General features: G+C 31.6%; 26 protein-coding genes. All 26 read left to right on the top strand.

The genetic code is table 11. From position 1 onward, the window contains the following. The first annotated feature begins 1 nt into the window (after position 1). The 26 genes from rpsE to AC5M21_RS06605 all read left to right on the top strand — a co-directional run bounded on the left by rpsE (position 2) and on the right by AC5M21_RS06605 (position 16,745). Positions 2-568: a 30S ribosomal protein S5 gene (rpsE, locus tag AC5M21_RS06730; protein ID WP_008790802.1), complete on the top strand. Its 567-nt coding sequence runs from the start codon at positions 2-4 to the stop codon at positions 566-568. Positions 569-582: 14 nt separating this feature from the next. Then, the gene (rpmD, locus tag AC5M21_RS06725) at positions 583-774 is read left to right on the top strand and encodes a 50S ribosomal protein L30 (RefSeq protein WP_008790801.1); all 192 of its coding nucleotides are present in this window, start codon (positions 583-585) and stop codon (positions 772-774) included. A gap of 14 nt (positions 775-788) precedes the next feature. Then, entirely contained in the window at positions 789-1,229 is a 441-nt protein-coding gene (rplO, locus tag AC5M21_RS06720) for a 50S ribosomal protein L15 (RefSeq protein ID WP_008790800.1), read from the top strand. Between the two features lies 1 nt (position 1,230). Next, positions 1,231-2,532 (top strand): preprotein translocase subunit SecY, encoded by a 1,302-nt coding sequence (secY, locus tag AC5M21_RS06715; RefSeq protein ID WP_008790799.1) that lies wholly within the window; start codon positions 1,231-1,233, stop codon positions 2,530-2,532. Between the two features lie 22 nt (positions 2,533-2,554). After that, a complete protein-coding gene (locus AC5M21_RS06710) occupies positions 2,555-3,202 on the top strand; it encodes an adenylate kinase (RefSeq protein WP_008790798.1) in 648 nt (215 codons plus the stop codon). Continuing rightward, on the top strand, positions 3,202-3,948 hold the full coding sequence (gene map, locus AC5M21_RS06705; protein WP_008790797.1) for a type I methionyl aminopeptidase: 747 nt from the start codon (positions 3,202-3,204) through the stop codon (positions 3,946-3,948). The genes AC5M21_RS06710 and map overlap by 1 nt, the downstream gene beginning before the upstream one ends. Before the next feature lie 17 nt (positions 3,949-3,965). Next, positions 3,966-4,187 carry a translation initiation factor IF-1 gene (infA, locus tag AC5M21_RS06700; protein WP_008790796.1) on the top strand — a complete coding sequence of 74 codons (222 nt, stop codon included), beginning with the start codon at positions 3,966-3,968 and terminating at the stop codon, positions 4,185-4,187. 30 nt (positions 4,188-4,217) lie between these two features. After that, complete coding sequence (gene rpmJ, locus AC5M21_RS06695; RefSeq protein ID WP_017144105.1) at positions 4,218-4,331, top strand: 50S ribosomal protein L36; 114 nt, start codon at positions 4,218-4,220, stop codon at positions 4,329-4,331. Between the two features lie 16 nt (positions 4,332-4,347). Next, complete coding sequence (gene rpsM / locus AC5M21_RS06690; protein ID WP_008790795.1) at positions 4,348-4,713, top strand: 30S ribosomal protein S13; 366 nt, start codon at positions 4,348-4,350, stop codon at positions 4,711-4,713. A 14-nt stretch (positions 4,714-4,727) separates the two neighbouring features. Further along, the gene (gene rpsK, locus AC5M21_RS06685; protein ID WP_008790794.1) at positions 4,728-5,123 is read left to right on the top strand and encodes a 30S ribosomal protein S11; all 396 of its coding nucleotides are present in this window, start codon (positions 4,728-4,730) and stop codon (positions 5,121-5,123) included. A gap of 41 nt (positions 5,124-5,164) precedes the next feature. Continuing rightward, positions 5,165-6,109 carry a DNA-directed RNA polymerase subunit alpha gene (locus tag AC5M21_RS06680; RefSeq protein ID WP_008790793.1) on the top strand — a complete coding sequence of 315 codons (945 nt, stop codon included), beginning with the start codon at positions 5,165-5,167 and terminating at the stop codon, positions 6,107-6,109. A gap of 32 nt (positions 6,110-6,141) precedes the next feature. After that, positions 6,142-6,504 carry a 50S ribosomal protein L17 gene (rplQ, locus tag AC5M21_RS06675; RefSeq protein WP_008790792.1) on the top strand — a complete coding sequence of 121 codons (363 nt, stop codon included), beginning with the start codon at positions 6,142-6,144 and terminating at the stop codon, positions 6,502-6,504. A 172-nt stretch (positions 6,505-6,676) separates the two neighbouring features. After that, positions 6,677-7,051: a hypothetical protein gene (locus AC5M21_RS06670; RefSeq protein ID WP_008790791.1), complete on the top strand. Its 375-nt coding sequence runs from the start codon at positions 6,677-6,679 to the stop codon at positions 7,049-7,051. 83 nt (positions 7,052-7,134) lie between these two features. Next, on the top strand, positions 7,135-8,007 hold the full coding sequence (locus tag AC5M21_RS06665) for a MurR/RpiR family transcriptional regulator (protein WP_008790790.1): 873 nt from the start codon (positions 7,135-7,137) through the stop codon (positions 8,005-8,007). A 100-nt stretch (positions 8,008-8,107) separates the two neighbouring features. Then, entirely contained in the window at positions 8,108-8,938 is an 831-nt protein-coding gene (locus AC5M21_RS06660) for an energy-coupling factor transporter ATPase (protein WP_008790789.1), read from the top strand. Continuing rightward, the gene (locus tag AC5M21_RS06655) at positions 8,914-9,765 is read left to right on the top strand and encodes an energy-coupling factor transporter ATPase (protein ID WP_008790788.1); all 852 of its coding nucleotides are present in this window, start codon (positions 8,914-8,916) and stop codon (positions 9,763-9,765) included. The genes AC5M21_RS06660 and AC5M21_RS06655 overlap by 25 nt, the downstream gene beginning before the upstream one ends. Next, a complete protein-coding gene (locus tag AC5M21_RS06650) occupies positions 9,758-10,558 on the top strand; it encodes an energy-coupling factor transporter transmembrane component T family protein (RefSeq protein WP_008790787.1) in 801 nt (266 codons plus the stop codon). The genes AC5M21_RS06655 and AC5M21_RS06650 overlap by 8 nt, the downstream gene beginning before the upstream one ends. Then, positions 10,555-11,289, top strand: coding sequence for a tRNA pseudouridine(38-40) synthase TruA (gene truA / locus AC5M21_RS06645; protein ID WP_008790786.1), 735 nt, complete (start codon positions 10,555-10,557; stop codon positions 11,287-11,289). Before AC5M21_RS06650 ends, truA begins: the two co-directional genes overlap by 4 nt. Then, entirely contained in the window at positions 11,276-12,184 is a 909-nt protein-coding gene (locus AC5M21_RS06640) for a histidinol-phosphatase (protein ID WP_008790785.1), read from the top strand. Before truA ends, AC5M21_RS06640 begins: the two co-directional genes overlap by 14 nt. Positions 12,185-12,263: 79 nt before the next feature. Further along, complete coding sequence (locus tag AC5M21_RS06635) at positions 12,264-12,740, top strand: RNA polymerase sigma factor (RefSeq protein ID WP_302280670.1); 477 nt, start codon at positions 12,264-12,266, stop codon at positions 12,738-12,740. Then, entirely contained in the window at positions 12,733-13,866 is a 1,134-nt protein-coding gene (locus AC5M21_RS06630) for a hypothetical protein (protein ID WP_008790783.1), read from the top strand. The genes AC5M21_RS06635 and AC5M21_RS06630 overlap by 8 nt, the downstream gene beginning before the upstream one ends. Before the next feature lie 105 nt (positions 13,867-13,971). Next, positions 13,972-14,409: a 50S ribosomal protein L13 gene (gene rplM / locus AC5M21_RS06625; RefSeq protein WP_008790782.1), complete on the top strand. Its 438-nt coding sequence runs from the start codon at positions 13,972-13,974 to the stop codon at positions 14,407-14,409. A 16-nt stretch (positions 14,410-14,425) separates the two neighbouring features. After that, a complete protein-coding gene (gene rpsI / locus AC5M21_RS06620; RefSeq protein WP_008790781.1) occupies positions 14,426-14,818 on the top strand; it encodes a 30S ribosomal protein S9 in 393 nt (130 codons plus the stop codon). A 426-nt stretch (positions 14,819-15,244) separates the two neighbouring features. Then, positions 15,245-15,511, top strand: coding sequence for a hypothetical protein (locus AC5M21_RS06615; RefSeq protein WP_017144106.1), 267 nt, complete (start codon positions 15,245-15,247; stop codon positions 15,509-15,511). Between the two features lie 175 nt (positions 15,512-15,686). Next, complete coding sequence (locus AC5M21_RS06610; RefSeq protein ID WP_236916389.1) at positions 15,687-15,992, top strand: hypothetical protein; 306 nt, start codon at positions 15,687-15,689, stop codon at positions 15,990-15,992. Between the two features lie 228 nt (positions 15,993-16,220). Further along, complete coding sequence (locus AC5M21_RS06605; RefSeq protein ID WP_008790778.1) at positions 16,221-16,745, top strand: GNAT family N-acetyltransferase; 525 nt, start codon at positions 16,221-16,223, stop codon at positions 16,743-16,745. The last annotated feature ends 103 nt before the right edge of the window (positions 16,746-16,848 follow it).

Genomic DNA, 16,848 nt, shown 5'->3' with positions numbered 1-16,848 from the left:
AATGGAACAACGTAAACCAAGAGAAAATGGGCCAAGAAGAAATGGACCTAGAAAAAACGGTCCTAGAAGAAATAACGGACCTAAAGTTGAAAAAGAATTCGAAGAACGTGTTGTTACTATTAACCGTGTTACTAAAGTTGTAAAAGGTGGACGTAAATTCCGCTTTGCAGCATTAGTTGTTATTGGTGATAGAAAGGGACGTGTTGGATTCGGAACTGGTAAAGCAAACGAAGTACCTGATGCTATTAGAAAAGCATCTGAAGCAGCTAAGAGAAATGTAATCAATGTACCTATGGTTCATGGAACTATTCCTCATGAAGTGAATGGTATGTTTGGTTCAGGAAATGTATTCTTAAGACCTGCATCTCAAGGTACTGGAATCATTGCTGGTGGACCAGTTCGTGCTGTTGTTGAATTAGCTGGATATTCAGATATCTTATCTAAATCACTTGGATCTAGAACTCCAATCAACATGGTTCGTGCAACTATGGAAGGATTAGCATCATTAAAAACTGCTAAACAAGTTGCAGAATTGAGAGATAAAAAAATCGAAGAAATTTACGGATAGGAGGAGCGTAAGAAATGGCAAAAGAAGAAAAAGTTATCATTACGCTTGTAAAAAGTCCAATTGGTGCAAAAAAGAATCAAAAGGATACTCTTAAAGCGTTAGGTTTAACAAAAATGAACAAATCAGTTGAAAAAGTCAACAATGAATTTATTCAAGGTATGATTAAAACTGTAGGACACCTTGTTAAAATCGAAGAAAGTAAGTAGGAGGTGTAAAAAACATGAAGCTACACGAATTACAATATACAGAAGGTGCGCGTAAAGAAAGAAAGCGTATTGGTCGTGGAACAAGTTCTGGTACTGGTAAAACTGCTGGTAAAGGACAAAAAGGTCAAAAGGCAAGAGCTGGTGGTGGAAAGAAACCTGGATTTGAAGGTGGACAAACTCCATTATTCATGCGTTTACCAAAACGTGGTTTCACAAACTTTAATAGAGTTGAATATGCAATCGTTAACGTTGAGGATTTAAATAAATTTGAAGCAGGAGCTGTTGTAGATACTGCTGCATTAATGGAATGTGGATTAATTAAAAAGGAATTGGATGGTTTAAAAGTTTTAGGTAACGGTGAATTAAAAGTTGCTTTAACTGTTAAAGCACACAAATTCTCTAAGTCAGCTGTTGCTGCTATTGAAGCTGCAGGTGGAAAAACTGAGGTGATCTAAGATGTTAAACTTTTTTAAGAATGTTTTTAAAAAAGGTGAATTACGTCGTAGAATTATCTTTACATTAGGTATGTTGTTTGTATTCCGTTTAGGTGCTGCTATTACAATTCCTTCTATTAATGCTGATGCATTAACAGCTGGAGCTACAAATACTGGCATCTTGGGAATTATGAACATGCTTGGTGGTGGGATGCTTGAAAGATTTTCAATCTTTTCACTAGGAGTTTCTCCTTATATTACAGCATCTATTATTATTGAATTATTGTCTATGGATGTTATTCCTGTTCTTGCGCAATGGCAAAAAGAGGGGAATACTGGAAAGAAGAAAAAAGATAAAGTTACACGTTATGTAACTTTAATCTTAGCAGCTGTTCAAGGTGGTTCATTAACATATGCGTATGATAATATGTATAATATTTTGAATTCATCATCAGTTTGGACTTACGCTTATGTCATTGTTGTTATGATGGCAGGAAGTATGTTAGCAATGTGGATTGGTGATCAAATTACTCAAAAGGGAATCGGAAATGGTACATCATTGTTAATTTTTACTGGAATTGTTTCAAGCTTACCAGCAAACTTTATTTCTACATTTAATAGTTTAGTTGCTTTTGATAAAGGAACTCAGACAATGGTTCTTGGTATCTTATGGTATGTGCTATTTGTGATTGTGTATTTAGCAATTATTATCTTCGTTGTTTTCAATGAAGGTGCTGTTCGCAAAATACCAATTATGTATGCAACAAACTCTAATACAACAATGAGAACAAAAGACTCAACACATATGCCTATTAAAATTAATAGTTCAGGTGTGTTACCAGTTATCTTTGCTTCATCAGTGTTGGCTGCTCCAAGAACAATTATCAGTTTTATGGCTCAAAATAATACTACAAAAACAATTGATTCAATTTTAAATTATCAAGAACCAGTAGGTTTTTGCTTATATCTCGTTATGATTGTGTTATTTGCATTCTTCTATTCTAATTTACAAATTGATTCACATAAAATTAGTGAAGATTTAAAAAAGAATGGTGGTGCTATTCCTGGTGTAAGAACTGGGTTAGATACTGAAAAGTTCATTAGCACAGTTTTAAATAGAGTTACTGTTGTAGGATCAATTTTCTTAGTGATTATTGCTGCTATCCCAATTATGACTCCAGTTATTTGGTCACAAACATCTAATGCTGCATTGACATTAGGTGGAACAGGATTAATTATCATTACTGGTGTTGCTTTGGAAACAACAAAACAAATTAAAACATTGATTACTCGTAAAGAGTATCATGGTTACATTAGAAAATAGTATAATAAAGGAGTGTGTGAACATGAACATTATTTTAATGGGGCCTCCTGGTGCTGGTAAAGGGACTCAAGCTGACAAACTTGTTAATAAGTTTGGTTTGACACAAATATCTACTGGAGACTTATTCAGAAAAGCATTAAGTGAACAAACAAAATATGGTGTTATTGCAAAATATTTTATGCAATTTGGGCACCTTGTACCAGACGATTATACAATTGAAATGGTAAGGGAATACTTGAAAGAGAATACATTTGAAAATGGATTTATCTTAGACGGTTTCCCAAGAACAATCGTTCAAGCAAGAGAGCTTGAAAGTATTGAAAAAGAATTCGACTTTACAATTGATGCAATTATTAATTTAGATATTCCTCAAGATAAACTTGTTAAAAGATTATCTGGAAGAAGAACATGTAAAGAGTGTGGGGCAACATTCCACGTAGAGTTCAATCCACCTAAAGTTGAAGGTGTATGTGATAAATGTGGTGGAGAATTGTATCAAAGAGAAGATGAGAGCGAAGAAGCTGTCACAATCAGACTTGATACTTATAACAAACAAACAAAACCTTTGATTGATTATTATACAATGAAAGGGACAATCATTAATATTAATGGTGACCAACCTATGGAAGACGTCTTTAAAAGCATTGAAAAAAGCTTGGAGGGTAAATAATGATTGTAACAAAGGACCAAAGAGAAATTGAATTAATGAGAGAAGCTGGTCGTATTGTAGCACTTGTTCATGATCACTTGAAGGATTATATTAAGCCTGGAGTTACAACTCAAGATATTAATGTATTCTGTGAAAAGATTATTCGTGATGCTGGGGCCACACCTTCATTTCTTAATTTATATGGTTTTCCGGGAGCAGTATGTACTTCTATAAATGAAGTTGTTGTTCATGGGATTCCAGATAATACAAAGTTAAGAGAAGGAGATATTATTTCAGTAGATGTAGGCGCATGTTATAAAGGCTATCATGGCGATAGTGCTTGGACATATGCTGTTGGTCAGATTAGTGAAGATGCTGCTCATTTGATGAAAGTGACAGAAGAATCGCTATATGCAGGTCTTGCTCAAGTCAAACCTGGCAATCGTTTATCAGATATATCTCATGCTGTACAAATATATCTAGAAAGTCATGGGTGTTCAACACCACGTGATTATACTGGTCATGGAATTGGCAGCCAAGTTCATGAAGATCCAGCTGTTCCAAATTATGGTGCACCTGGCAGAGGACCTAGATTAAAAGAGGGAATGGCTCTTGCAATTGAGCCAATGGCTCATTTAGGGAGATGTGAAACAGATGTCTTAGATGATGATTGGACTGTTGTCACGAGAGATCGATCTCTTGCAGCTCACTATGAACATACTATCGTGATTACAAGTGATGGGTATGAGATTTTGACAAAACTTTAAAAGGGAGTTTATAATCAATGGCAAAAAAAGATGACGTTATTGAAGTAGAAGCAACTGTGCTAGAAACATTACCAAATGCAATGTTCCAAGTAGAGTTGGCAAATGGAGCGGTTATCCTGGCTCACGTTTCTGGTAAAATCCGTATGAATTACATTCGCATTTTACCGGGGGATAAAGTAACCGTAGAAATTTCTCCATATGATTTAACACGTGGGCGAATTACATTTAGACATAAATAGGAAATCTTCCAAAAGGAGGTAAAGATTAAGATGAAAGTAAGACCATCTGTAAAACCAATCTGTGACAAATGCAGAGTAATTAAACGTAAGGGTAAAGTAATGGTAATCTGTGAAAACCCTAAACATAAACAAAGACAAGGTTAATAGGAGGAAGTAAAACATGGCTCGTATAGCAGGTGTTGATATCCCACGTGATAAACGTGTGGTAGTTTCTTTAACTTATATCTATGGTATTGGAGCAACTACAGCTAAAAAAATCTGTGAAGCTACTGGAATCAGTGAAGATACAAGAGTTAAAGATTTAACTGAAGAAGAAGAAGGAAAAATTAGAAAAGAAGTAGAAAAATTTAAAGTTGAAGGAGACCTTCGTAGAGATACTGCATTAAACATTAAACGTTTAATGGAAATCGGTAGCTATAGAGGAATTCGTCATCGTAAAGGACTTCCAGTTCGTGGACAAAAAACAAAAACTAATGCTCGTACTCGTAAGGGTAAAGCTCGTCCAATTGCTGGTAAGAAGAAATAGGAGGTTGAACGAAAATGGCAAAAGCAAAAACAAATACTCGTGGTAAAAGACGCGTTAAGAAGAATATAGCAAAAGGTGTCGCACATGTACATTCAACTTTCAATAACACTATTGTTACTGTAACTGATGAACATGGTAATGTTTTGACTTGGTCTAGTGCTGGTGCTCTTGGATTTAAAGGTTCAAGAAAGTCAACTCCATATGCAGCTCAAATGGCTGCTGAAGCTGCTGCTAAAGCATCTATGGATCATGGTATGAAATCTGTAGAAGTATGTGTAAAAGGTCCTGGTCCAGGACGTGAAGCTGCTGTAAGAGCTTTACAAGCTGCTGGATTAGAAGTTACAGCAATTAATGATGTAACACCAATTCCACATAACGGGTGTCGTCCACCAAAACGTCCTCGTGGATAATGAAGTAAACAAGTATTTATTTCTAAGTGAGGAGGGAAATAATGCAAAAGTTTGAAAAAGCAAATTTTAATGTCGCTGAATATGATGAAAGTGATAACTATGGTAAGTTTGTCATCGAACCATTAGAAAGAGGTTTTGGAACAACTTTAGGAAACTCATTGCGTAGAGTATTATTATCATCTATTCCAGGTTGTGCAGTACATGCTGTGAAAGTTCAAGGAGCCATCCATGAATTTTCAGCAGTAGATGGTGTAGTAGAAGATGTCACTTCAATTATTTTAAATATCAAAAAGTTGGTATTTTCAATTGATGGTGATGATGATGTTACAATGATTATTGATGTGAAAGGACCTGCTGTTGTAACAGGTGCTGATATTCAATGTCCATCTAATGTCACAATGATTTCAAATGACTTAGAAATCGCTCATGTTGCTGAAGGAGCACATTTCTATATGGAAATGTATGCTCATAGAGATAGAGGATACATGAGTGCTGATCAAAACAAGAAATTGATCAATACTATCGGTGTAATTGCGACTGACTCAATCTATTCACCAGTCGTAAAAGTCGCATATGCAACTGAACCAACACGTGTTGGTCAAAGTGCAAAATATGACCAATTGACTTTAGAAATTACAACTGATGGATCAGTTCAACCACATGAAGCTTTGGCATTAGCTGCTAAGATTTTAGTGGAACACTTAAATATGTTCGTTGAATTAACTGATATGGCTATGAACATGGAAGTTATGAGCGAAACAGAAGAAGATACAAGTAACAAAGTACTAGATATGACAATTGAAGAGTTAGATTTATCTGTACGTTCTTATAACTGCTTAAAGAGAGCTGGTATTCAAACAGTTCAAGAACTTGCTGCTAAGAGTGAAGACGATATGATTAAAGTTAGAAACTTAGGTAAGAAATCTTTAAAAGAAGTGAAAGAAAAATTAGTGGAATTAGGATTAGGGTTTAAACCTATCGATTAATTCTAAGAAAATATTGGAAGGAGCACTAATCTATGGCACAAAATAGAAAATTAGGGCGTGTATCATCTCATAGAAAAGCAATGTTACGTAACTTAGCTACAGATGTTATCATGTATGGAAAAATTGAAACAACAGTAACTAGAGCAAAAGAAGTTCGTTCAATCGTTGACGAATTAATCACTTTAGCTAAACGTGGAGATTTACATGCAAGAAGACAAGCTGCTGAAATATTACAAGATGTTGTAGATCCAGCAACTGGTAAAACTGCAGTTCAAAAATTATTTGATGAGGTTGCACCTCAATTTGCAGAAAAAAGTAGTGGATACACTCGTGTTTTAAAAACATATAATCGTAAAGGTGATAATGCACCAATGGCTATTATTGGTTTATTCTAATAATACATTTGAAGTGATGATAATACATCACTTTTTTTGTTAACGTTTTTAACAAAAATAGCCAATACTTTCAATTGATTTTGTTAATGTTATTTCTATTTGTGAGAAAAGTATGGTCATTTTATGAAAATAAGAATAATATAACAGTGTCAAAAGAAAGAAGGAGATATATATGAAAACACAAGAACAAATTATTAATGAAGCTAAAGAGGCATATGAAAGTCATTTTGAGGATGGCAAAGAAGTGACTGATGAGGCATTTAGAGGTCATGATGTCGTTTTAGATAAAGAAGAATTAGAAAAAGAAATCGAAACTAAGAAGGTTGAAGAAGAAAAGAAACATGAGTCATTAGAGGTTTTAAGAGAAAAATTGGTAGTTGAAGCAGAAGATTCATTAAAGCAAACATTTGGTGAAGAAAAAGTTGCAGAGCCACATAAAAAATTAAACACTGAAGAAATGTATGAAGAGTTGAACAAAGAAAAAGAACATTTAAGTGAAATGACAAATGCTTTAAAAGAACAGCAACTTTCTAAAAAGAAACATTAAATCAAGAGGTCTTATGAGTTATCATAAGACTTTTTATTTACACTTTCAAAAATAAGAGTATAATAATCAAAAGGGGTGATATCATGTTAATTACTCATAAAATTGAAAAAGTACATTTTTCAACAAGTGAAGCTGTTATTGTCAAATATATTCTTGAACAGGGTGAGAAGATAAGAGACATGTCAGTAAGTTATATAGCGCAACAAACCTACACATCTGCCCCATTGTTAATAAGAATTGCAAAAAAACTTGGATACTCAGGATGGAATGCTTTTAAGGAAGATTACTTGAAAGAGTTAGAATATTTATATTCATCACAAGAGGTTGATGCAAGTATACCTTTTGTTGTGAGTGATGATTTCATGACAATTGCTCACAATATATCAACACTTGAAATTGAAACTATCCAAGATACTATTTCATTACTTGACCATGATCATTTGTATAAAGCTATGAGATTGCTAAGAGATACTGAGGAAATTGATATTTATGGAGTTTCTGAAAAAGTTCTATTAGCTCAGCTTTTTGCAGAGAAAATGTTTTTTATTCATAAACACACACATATATGCAGTTTGCCAGGTGATGCTAAAGTTCAAGCAGCCATGAGTAATCAAAAGCACTGTGCAATTTTAATTTCATATTCAGGTCAAACAGAATTTGTATTAAGGATCGCTCATATGCTTAAAGAAAAGAAAACCCCAATGATTGCAATCACAAGTATTGCAGATAATGAACTTTCAAGATTAGCTGATGTTGCTTTAAGAATATCATCACGTGAAATGTTACATACAAAAATTGGTGACTTTGCATCTTCAACATCCGTGAAGTGTTTGCTTGATATTTTGTATGGATGTATCTTCTCATTAAATTATAAGAAGAATCTAGATGAGAAGATTAATATTGCTAAAGAAATAGATGATCGTATCTCTGGATTTGAATATATTGATGAAGAATAAGTATGATATATTGGGGATTTTAGAAAAATCCCTTTTCTTATGTATTTGGTTGACAAGATTTAATAATCATAATAAAATTGTAATACTTGGAGGAAAAACCATGGAGAAAATAATAGAAATTAAGCATTTATCTTTTGAATATGAAGAAGGTTCAAAAACAATTGAAGATATATCTTTTGAAATTCAAAAAGGTTCATATACAACTATATTGGGACACAATGGAAGTGGCAAAAGTACTATTGCTAAGCTCTTAATGGGATTATTAGAAAAGAAGAGTGGTGATATTATTGTTGGAGGTATAACTCTTACAGAGGAAACCTTAAGTGAAGTGAGAAATCAGATAGGAATTGTATTTCAAAATCCAGATAATCAATTCATTGGTGCTACAGTTAGAGATGATATTGCGTTTGGGTTAGAGAATACATGTGTTGATCCAGCACTTATGGATGATATCATACATGAGTATGCTAAGAAGGTAAATATGTTAGAATTTTTAGACCATGAACCAACTAAGCTTTCCGGAGGTCAAAAGCAGCGTGTGGCTATTGCAGGAATCTTAGCAATGAGCCCATCTATTATCATTCTAGATGAATCAACAAGTATGCTTGATCCTAAAGGAAAAACAGAAATCAACGCATTGGTTCACCAATTAAATAAAGACAAAAATATGACTATTTTGTCAATTACACATGATATTGAAGAGGCAGCCATGTCTGACTATGTCATTTTATTAGGAGATGGACATATTATTGATACTGGAACACCTGAAAATGTATTAATGAAACAACAACAAATTGAATCTCTATCTTTAGATATTCCTTTTGCATATAAAATATCAAAAGGTCTTCAAAGTAAAGGAATTCAAGTGAATGACTATATAGATAAAGAAAAGTTGGTGAAAGAATTATGTCAATTACATTCAAAGAAGTAGAACATACATATAGTGAAAATACACCATTCTCTTATCATGCCTTAAAAGGCATTGATTTGAATATCAAAACAGGTAGTATGACAGCTCTAATAGGACATACAGGAAGCGGTAAGTCTACGCTTATACAGCATATAAATGCATTATTATTACCTACGGCAGGTGAAATAAAGGTAGATGATATTTTGATTACAGCAACAGATAAACCAGAAACATTAAAACCTTTAAGAAAAAAAGCTGGGTTAGTTTTCCAGTTCCCTGAGTATCAATTATTTGAAGAAACAATCTTAAAGGATATTATCTTTGGACCAAAGAATTTTGGTGTTAATGAAGAAGAGGCTATTGAAATTGCTAAAGAAACACTAGAATTGGTTGGATTAGATGAATCATATTTAGAAAAGTCACCTTTTGATTTATCAGGTGGTCAAAAACGTAGAGTCGCTATAGCCGGAATTTTAGCAATGAATCCAGATATTCTCATACTAGATGAACCAACAGCTGGATTGGATCCTCAAGGAGCTAAAGAAATGCTCAATTTATTTCAAAAAATTAATCAACAGGGAAAAACAGTTATTTTAGTTTCTCATGACATGAATCAAGTCTTAGAATATTGTGACGATGTTGTGGTCATGAACAAAGGGCGTGTAGAGAAACATGTGACTGTAGATGAATTATTTAGAGAAACGGAATATTTAACATCACTAAGTATAGATTTGCCAATGATTACATCATTTATTTTAGAATTAAATGCAAATGGTTATCATATTGATCCTTCACTTAAAGATATTAATCAATTAATTGAAGAAATAGGAGGGCAAATTAATGAATAATATGATGTTTGGTAGATATCTACCAATTGATAGTTTTATCCATCGTTTAGATCCTCGTTTGAAAATTGGATCATTATTACTTTTGTTAATTGCTGTTTTCTTTGATGCAGGATTTTTAGGTTATGGAATTTTAGGTCTCTTTGTTATATTCATGATTATTTTATCACATATTAAAATCTCACAGATATTAAAAGCAATTAAACCAATGTTATTTATGATGCTTTTCTTAATGTTTTTTAATCTCTTATTTATTCAAAGAGGAAATCTATTGTTTTCGTTTGGTTTCATTAAAATTTATGACCAAGCTCTGTTACAAACAGCATATATATTTATACGTCTTATTCTCATTATCATTATGACAACAGTTTTGACAGCGACCACAAAGCCATTAGATCTAACATTAGGAATAGAGCATCTTTTATCTCCATTTAAGAAAGTAGGATTTCCTACTCATGAAGTTGCAATGATGATTTCTATTGCTTTACGTTTTATTCCAACTCTCTTGGAAGAAACACAAAGGATTATGAAAGCACAAGCAAGTCGCGGTGTTGAATTCTCAGAAGGGCGTTTAAAAGATAAAATTATGTCTATTGTTTCCCTCATCATTCCACTTTTTATATCTGCATTTCAAAGAGCAGAAGATTTAGCAAACGCAATGGAAAGTCGTAATTATAATCCAGAAGCAAAACGTACAAGATATAAACAGCTTCATTGGCAATTGGCTGATACAGTTTCGTTATTAAGTGTTTTAGCTATGTGTACAGTTTTAATTACTATGAGTATTGTTTTATGAGAGTAAAATGTGTTGTCAGTTATGATGGAAGCCGATTCCATGGCTTTCAAGTTCAGGATAAAGAAAGAACTGTACAGGGAGAAATACAGAAAGCATTGAAAAAGATAAATGAGGAAGAAGTTATTATTCATGCTTCTGGAAGAACCGATGCCAAGGTACATGCAGTCCATCAAGTTTTTCATTTTGATACAAAAAAAGACTTACCACCACAACAATGGAAAAGAGCAATTAATCACTTTATGCCAAATGATATATATATATTAGATGCATCTTATACAGATGATGAGTTCCATTCACGTTATAGTGCAATAAAAAAAGAGTATCGTTATTTATTAAGTACAAAAGAATATAATCCATTTGATACAAATTATGTTTTCCAATATGGAAGACAACTTGATATAGAACTCATGAGAGAAGCATCCCAAATATTTATAGGTGAACATAATTTTGCATCTTTTTGTAGTTATGACCAGTATGGAAATACTATTCGAACACTATATACTTTTGATATTGTAGAGGAAGATGGAATAATAACATTCCGTCTCATTGGCAATGGTTTTAGAAGATATATGGTCAGACATCTTGTTGGAGGAATTATTCAAGTAGGTGCAAAACGCATTTCCAAGGAAATATTGTCAGAAATGTTAGAAAGTTGTGGAACTAAGAAATGTTTATTTAAAGCTAAACCACAGGGATTATATTTACAAGAGGTATATTATGAAGAAGACTAATTATCATACACATACATATCGTTGTGGCCATGCAAATGGTAATGAGGAAGATATGATTCAGGCTGCTATAGATATGGGAATAGAAGAATTGGGAATGTGCTGTCATGTTCCTTTTCCTCATTATCGAAAGCATTTAATTCGCTCCTTACCTTCAGTAAGAGGAGTGAGAAGTTTATTGAGTTTATTAAAAGCTATTATAAAAGATGGTCCTAATATGAGAATGCCATATAGAGATATGGAAACACATTTAGAACTTTTATCACAATATCAAAAGTCATATGAAGATAAAATAAAAATTTATAAAGGATTTGAAGCAGAAGGACTCTCTGTTTATTTTGATTATTATCAAAAACTATTATATGAACATAAGGTTGATTATTTGATATTAGGGCATCATTTTCATAAACATTGTATTTCTAATGATTATTTTGGTAAAGAGAAAATGACAAAGAAAGATATTTATCTCTATTGTAATGATGTTGAAAAGGCTCTTGAAACAAACTTATTTAGTTATTTAGCGCACCCAGATTTATTCTTAATAGGATATAATCAGTTCGATTTAGATGTACAGACTGTCTCAAGACGAATTTGCCAGAAGGCAAAGGATTTAAACATTCCATTAGAAATTAATGCCGGTGGAATGCGTAGGGGACTTAAAAATATTAATGGTGAACAATTATTTTTATATCCAAATGCTCATTTTTGGGATATAGCAAGCGAAGTTGGAAATGATGTTATCATAGGATTTGATGCACATGATCCATCCGATTTTAATGATGCTATGTACAATCAAATGATAAAGTTTGCACAAGATCATCGGTTACATTTAATTGATCATTTTGATTTTTTACAAGGAGATTTTAAGAAATTTCAATCTGAATATGATATAAGATAAAAGAAAGATAAAAAATCTTTCTTTTTTTGCAACTTTTTATTATACTCAATTGTATTGATAATGAGGGGAGGGAATGGCGATGCAAAAGATAATATTGGGAATGAGTTTTGAAGATGTTCTTGAAACATATAGTGATATGATTACAAGAATATGCATTGTTAACTTACGTAATAGTGATGATGCAAAAGATTGTTATCAAAATGTTTTTATGAAGTTATTTGAGAAAGATATTGAATTTTGTAGTCAAGAACATCTTAAAGCATGGCTTATAAGAGTTTGTATTAATGAGTGTCGGAATTATAGAAGAGTGTTTTATAGATTGACTATAGATATAGATAAAATCATTATGATTGACAACAAACAAGAATTGACATTACTTCCTGAAGTTTTAAAACTTCCAAAGAAATATAGAAATATTTTATATTTATATTATTATGAGGGATATCATATTCAAGAAATAAGTGAAATATTACAGATGAATCAAAATACAATTAAGTCATATTTAAAAAGAGGGAGAGAACTATTAAGAAAAAAGGTTGGTGATTTTTATGAATAAATTTAAAGAATTTGATTATATTCAAACACCTAATGATTGGAAACATGAGATGCTAAGTCAGCCACATAAAAAGAAAGTTTTTTATATGAATAAATTAGTTATAACAGGACTTATTATGATATTGTGTTTTTCATCTTTTACTGTAATTTATGCGTATAATGAAGAATTTCGTTCATGGATTTATCAGCAGTTTCAAATAAAATCAGTTGAACCAATTTATAAAATAGACAAACAATGTACATTTATAAATTCATTCTTGTATTATTATCATGAAAGTAACAATGAACAAGTCATAGATAATATCTTTGTTTTACAAAATGGAAAATATATTGAACAGGAAATCAAACATATGGAAGGAGTATATCAAAATCAAAATTATTCATTTGACTATGTTCGTTATCAGAATCAAATTTTAACATTTAATGAGAAAGGTTATATTGTCTATTCACTTATGTATCTCAATGGAGATATTATGTATTTTGGTTCATCAGATACCAATTTATGTTCATTGAATTTAAAAAACCAGGATGTTAAAAAATTAACTAAAGATAATGATTCAGTAAATTTTGCTATATCACCAGAAACAACATATATATTAATTAATAAGACAGATAAGTATTGGACTGTTTATAATACCAAAACACATCAAGAAAGAGCATTAAAAGATTTGCCTGCTTATGCACATAGCAATGAATTTAGTTTTTTAGATGATAAAAAATTGATTACATTTAATAATAATAACAAGACTTGTATTATTGATTTAACGACATTAAAATCAACAAATTTAAATGTTGAATGTATCTATCCATCAGCATCAACTTTTACATTGGAGTTTGATGAAAACAAAACAATAATTAACGATATTTATCAAAATAGAAAACAAACAATTGATATTAATTTTAAAACATATGACTATGCTGTATTTAAGAATAGATATATTGTATTTAGTTCTTTTGACAATAAAAAAATTGTTATAGTAGATTTTAATGAAAATAAAGTTAAAGAATTAGATTATTTAGGAACAGAAGAATATATAGAATGTTTTATTACAGAAGATAACTACTTGATTATTACAAATACACAAGATTACTATATTATATCATTAAATGAAATATCTTATAAATGATAGAAGACATATTCAAATTTATATTGACAAAATCAACGATATTGCTATAATAGAAAGTGCCTTATTTTAACGTTTGTAGCCCCGGAAACTACAGGAGGATTAAAAATGAGACAAACAACTATGGCTAAAGAAGCCACAATTGAACGTAAATGGTATGTAGTTGATGCTGAAGGTTTAACTTTAGGTCGCTTAGCATCAGAAGTAGCAACTGTATTAAGAGGAAAACATAAACCAACATTTACACCACATGTAGATACTGGTGATTATGTAATTATCGTTAATGCAGAAAAAGTAGTGATGACAGGTAAAAAATTAGATTCAGTAAAATACTATCATCATTCAGGTTGGTTAGGTGGTTTAAAAGTGAAAACTGCTCGCCAATTCCAAGAAGCAGACCCTACAGGATTTGTAGAAGCAGCTGTTAAAGGTATGTTACCTCATAACACACTTGGAAGAAAACAAGGGATGAAATTATTTGTATACACTGGTAGTGAACATCCACACGCAGCACAAAAACCAGTAGAAATGAAAATCAAGGGATAAGGAGGACGAGAGATAAATGGCTAATGTACAATACAGAGGAACTGGACGTAGAAAGTCTTCAGTAGCACGTGTTATTTTAACACCGGGTGCAGGAAAAATCGTTATCAATGGTAGAGAAGCAAAAGATTATTTACCATCTGATGTATTATTAATGATCGTCAACCAACCACTTGAATTAACTGGAACAACTGGTAAGTTTGATGTGTCTGTTAATGTTTATGGTGGAGGATACACTGGTCAAGCTGGTGCAATCCGTCATGGTATTTCTAGAGCTTTATTAGAAGCTGGTTCTGATTATAGACCAGTATTAAAAGCAGCTGGATTATTAACTCGTGATTCACGTGTTAAAGAAAGAAAGAAATATGGACTTAAAGCAGCTCGTAGAGCACCACAATTTAGTAAGAGATAGAAAACTCAGTTTTCAACGCTTACGTACAACTATGTACACTCACGAAACCCCATGTTTATGGGGTTTTTTGCTGTTTGTGTGAGTTTGGTGAATATATATGTACTGTGCTGATCCTGATTAGACAATAACTATGTTTTATTTAAAAACACAATATGATAAATAAATTAGAAGATAAAAAGTGTAGAATCATTAAAAATATTCATAAGAGGGATATTTATGTTAGATAGTGTTGCAAGAATAAAGATGTGTTAAAGGATAAAATAGAATATAGATAATTAAATATTGTTATAAACCAATTCAATTGGAAGGAATGTTAGAAAATAGAGTAAAAGAAGCTTATATAAAAGTCTTTATTTCAAATGAAATCTTTAGGAATAATAACTAGCGATGATACATATCATTATTGGGGTGATATTATGATTTCATATGAACAAGAATTACAATTACATCAACAACACGAAAATGTCAGCCTTTGATGGTTGGTATTTTCGTATTGTTGATGATCAGGTCTCAGTTGCTGTTATTATTGGAATAGCTAAAACACAAGACAAGTGGGAAGTTTTTTATACATTATGTCAATCAATGGAAAAAGTCAGTTATGATATAAAAGATTTTGTATATCAGGAAGAACCTTTTGCTATATCTATAAAGGATTCAATATTTAAAAAACATTATATTTATATTGATGATTAAAGATTATCAACAATTATCGATTTAGAATTAAACATGCCTTTGCATATTGAAAGAACTCGATATGCACCTACAATCATGGGACCATTTGCATATCTTAAAAATATGCAATGTAATCATGCAATTATTAATTTAGAAAGTCAAACACATGATTATCTAAAATATCAAAATCAAATTTATGATATTCAAGGTTTCATTTATCAAGAAAAGGATTGGAGCAACCCTTTTCCAAAAAGATATATGGTTACAATCAAACTGCTGTTTACAAAAAGAAGCAATTCTATTTCTGTCATGTGCAACAATTCCATTGAAGCTTTTCCAATTTACAGGAATTATTATGGTTTTGGTTATTGATGATAAGCAATATCAGTTTGTTTTTTATTATGGTGCAGTTCTTAACACAGTAGAAAGAATAGGAGATGTTTATTATTTGGTTATTGAACAACGACAGTATAGAATTGAAATCAAAATGAGAACAGGATAAACATTTATATTGGATGCACCGGAAAATGGTATAATGCTTCGTAATGTTGAAGAAAGTTTATTGGGCGAAGTGGACATAAAATTATATGAGTATAAACAATGTAAGGAATCTCTTTCATTTAATCATTGTGGAATAGAAAGTAATTTTTTTTGATTAGTTATTCATTTCCTATAAATGAATAAAAGATAATGTTATAATAAAAGCATATTATGAGAGGGAGAATGTGCCATGAACATAAGAAATTACATCAATCAAAAAGATTATAAGCATCTATCGTCATGGATAAATAATGAAAGAATTCATGCTTTATGGTGTGCAAATCGGATACCATATCCAATAACAGAGGAGAACCTAAATCATTTATTACTTACTTTTCAAAAAGCATCAGGACAATGTGCTTATACTGTAACTGATGAAAGTGATATTCCAATTGGCTTCTTTATATATATTGTTGATGTTGCTGAGAAGACAGGATTTCTTAAATTTATTATGTTAAATAATGAGATACGTGGAAGAGGTTATGGAACTCAAATGTTAGCATTGGCATTGAACTATGCTTTTGAAAAAACTGGGGTACTTTCAGTGTCATTAAATGTTTTTGATATAAATTATGGAGCTAAAAAATGTTATCAAAAATTAGGTTTTATTGAAAACTCTATTCTAAAAGATGCCTTTTCTTTTCAAGATGAAAAATGGGCTAGATGTCATATGACAGTTACAAAAACAGCATATCTAAAAAGAGGTGATGTGTAGATGTTCAATTTTGAGCATCTACTCTATTTATGAAAAGACTTATTATTTTTGGCATATGATATAAGCAAGTTTACAGGCTTGTACGAGTTTATTGAATTGCTAT

The organism is Coprobacillus sp., assembly GCF_984815275.1.
The sequence above is the reverse complement of the archived record's forward strand: the minus strand, read 5'-3'. Positions and strand labels throughout refer to the sequence as shown.

Excerpts from the sequence above, each read along its gene's own strand:
- AC5M21_RS06650 (WP_008790787.1), top strand. The coding sequence starts at position 9,758 with ATGAATAATATGATGTTTGGTAGATATCTACCAATTGATAGTTTTATC.
- rpmJ (WP_017144105.1), top strand. The coding sequence starts at position 4,218 with ATGAAAGTAAGACCATCTGTAAAACCAATCTGTGACAAATGCAGAGTA.
- rpsI (WP_008790781.1), top strand. The coding sequence starts at position 14,426 with ATGGCTAATGTACAATACAGAGGAACTGGACGTAGAAAGTCTTCAGTA.
- infA (WP_008790796.1), top strand. The coding sequence starts at position 3,966 with ATGGCAAAAAAAGATGACGTTATTGAAGTAGAAGCAACTGTGCTAGAA.
- AC5M21_RS06605 (WP_008790778.1), top strand. The coding sequence starts at position 16,221 with ATGAACATAAGAAATTACATCAATCAAAAAGATTATAAGCATCTATCG.
- rpmD (WP_008790801.1), top strand. The coding sequence starts at position 583 with ATGGCAAAAGAAGAAAAAGTTATCATTACGCTTGTAAAAAGTCCAATT.
- AC5M21_RS06655 (WP_008790788.1), top strand. The coding sequence starts at position 8,914 with ATGTCAATTACATTCAAAGAAGTAGAACATACATATAGTGAAAATACA.
- rpsK (WP_008790794.1), top strand. The coding sequence starts at position 4,728 with ATGGCAAAAGCAAAAACAAATACTCGTGGTAAAAGACGCGTTAAGAAG.
- rplO (WP_008790800.1), top strand. The coding sequence starts at position 789 with ATGAAGCTACACGAATTACAATATACAGAAGGTGCGCGTAAAGAAAGA.
- map (WP_008790797.1), top strand. The coding sequence starts at position 3,202 with ATGATTGTAACAAAGGACCAAAGAGAAATTGAATTAATGAGAGAAGCT.
- rplM (WP_008790782.1), top strand. The coding sequence starts at position 13,972 with ATGAGACAAACAACTATGGCTAAAGAAGCCACAATTGAACGTAAATGG.
- AC5M21_RS06680 (WP_008790793.1), top strand. The coding sequence starts at position 5,165 with ATGCAAAAGTTTGAAAAAGCAAATTTTAATGTCGCTGAATATGATGAA.
- truA (WP_008790786.1), top strand. The coding sequence starts at position 10,555 with ATGAGAGTAAAATGTGTTGTCAGTTATGATGGAAGCCGATTCCATGGC.
- AC5M21_RS06615 (WP_017144106.1), top strand. The coding sequence starts at position 15,245 with ATGAACAAGAATTACAATTACATCAACAACACGAAAATGTCAGCCTTT.
- AC5M21_RS06635 (WP_302280670.1), top strand. The coding sequence starts at position 12,264 with ATGCAAAAGATAATATTGGGAATGAGTTTTGAAGATGTTCTTGAAACA.
- AC5M21_RS06660 (WP_008790789.1), top strand. The coding sequence starts at position 8,108 with ATGGAGAAAATAATAGAAATTAAGCATTTATCTTTTGAATATGAAGAA.
- AC5M21_RS06610 (WP_236916389.1), top strand. The coding sequence starts at position 15,687 with ATGATATTCAAGGTTTCATTTATCAAGAAAAGGATTGGAGCAACCCTT.
- AC5M21_RS06665 (WP_008790790.1), top strand. The coding sequence starts at position 7,135 with ATGTTAATTACTCATAAAATTGAAAAAGTACATTTTTCAACAAGTGAA.
- rplQ (WP_008790792.1), top strand. The coding sequence starts at position 6,142 with ATGGCACAAAATAGAAAATTAGGGCGTGTATCATCTCATAGAAAAGCA.
- AC5M21_RS06670 (WP_008790791.1), top strand. The coding sequence starts at position 6,677 with ATGAAAACACAAGAACAAATTATTAATGAAGCTAAAGAGGCATATGAA.
- AC5M21_RS06710 (WP_008790798.1), top strand. The coding sequence starts at position 2,555 with ATGAACATTATTTTAATGGGGCCTCCTGGTGCTGGTAAAGGGACTCAA.
- AC5M21_RS06630 (WP_008790783.1), top strand. The coding sequence starts at position 12,733 with ATGAATAAATTTAAAGAATTTGATTATATTCAAACACCTAATGATTGG.
- rpsE (WP_008790802.1), top strand. The coding sequence starts at position 2 with ATGGAACAACGTAAACCAAGAGAAAATGGGCCAAGAAGAAATGGACCT.
- secY (WP_008790799.1), top strand. The coding sequence starts at position 1,231 with ATGTTAAACTTTTTTAAGAATGTTTTTAAAAAAGGTGAATTACGTCGT.
- rpsM (WP_008790795.1), top strand. The coding sequence starts at position 4,348 with ATGGCTCGTATAGCAGGTGTTGATATCCCACGTGATAAACGTGTGGTA.
- AC5M21_RS06640 (WP_008790785.1), top strand. The coding sequence starts at position 11,276 with ATGAAGAAGACTAATTATCATACACATACATATCGTTGTGGCCATGCA.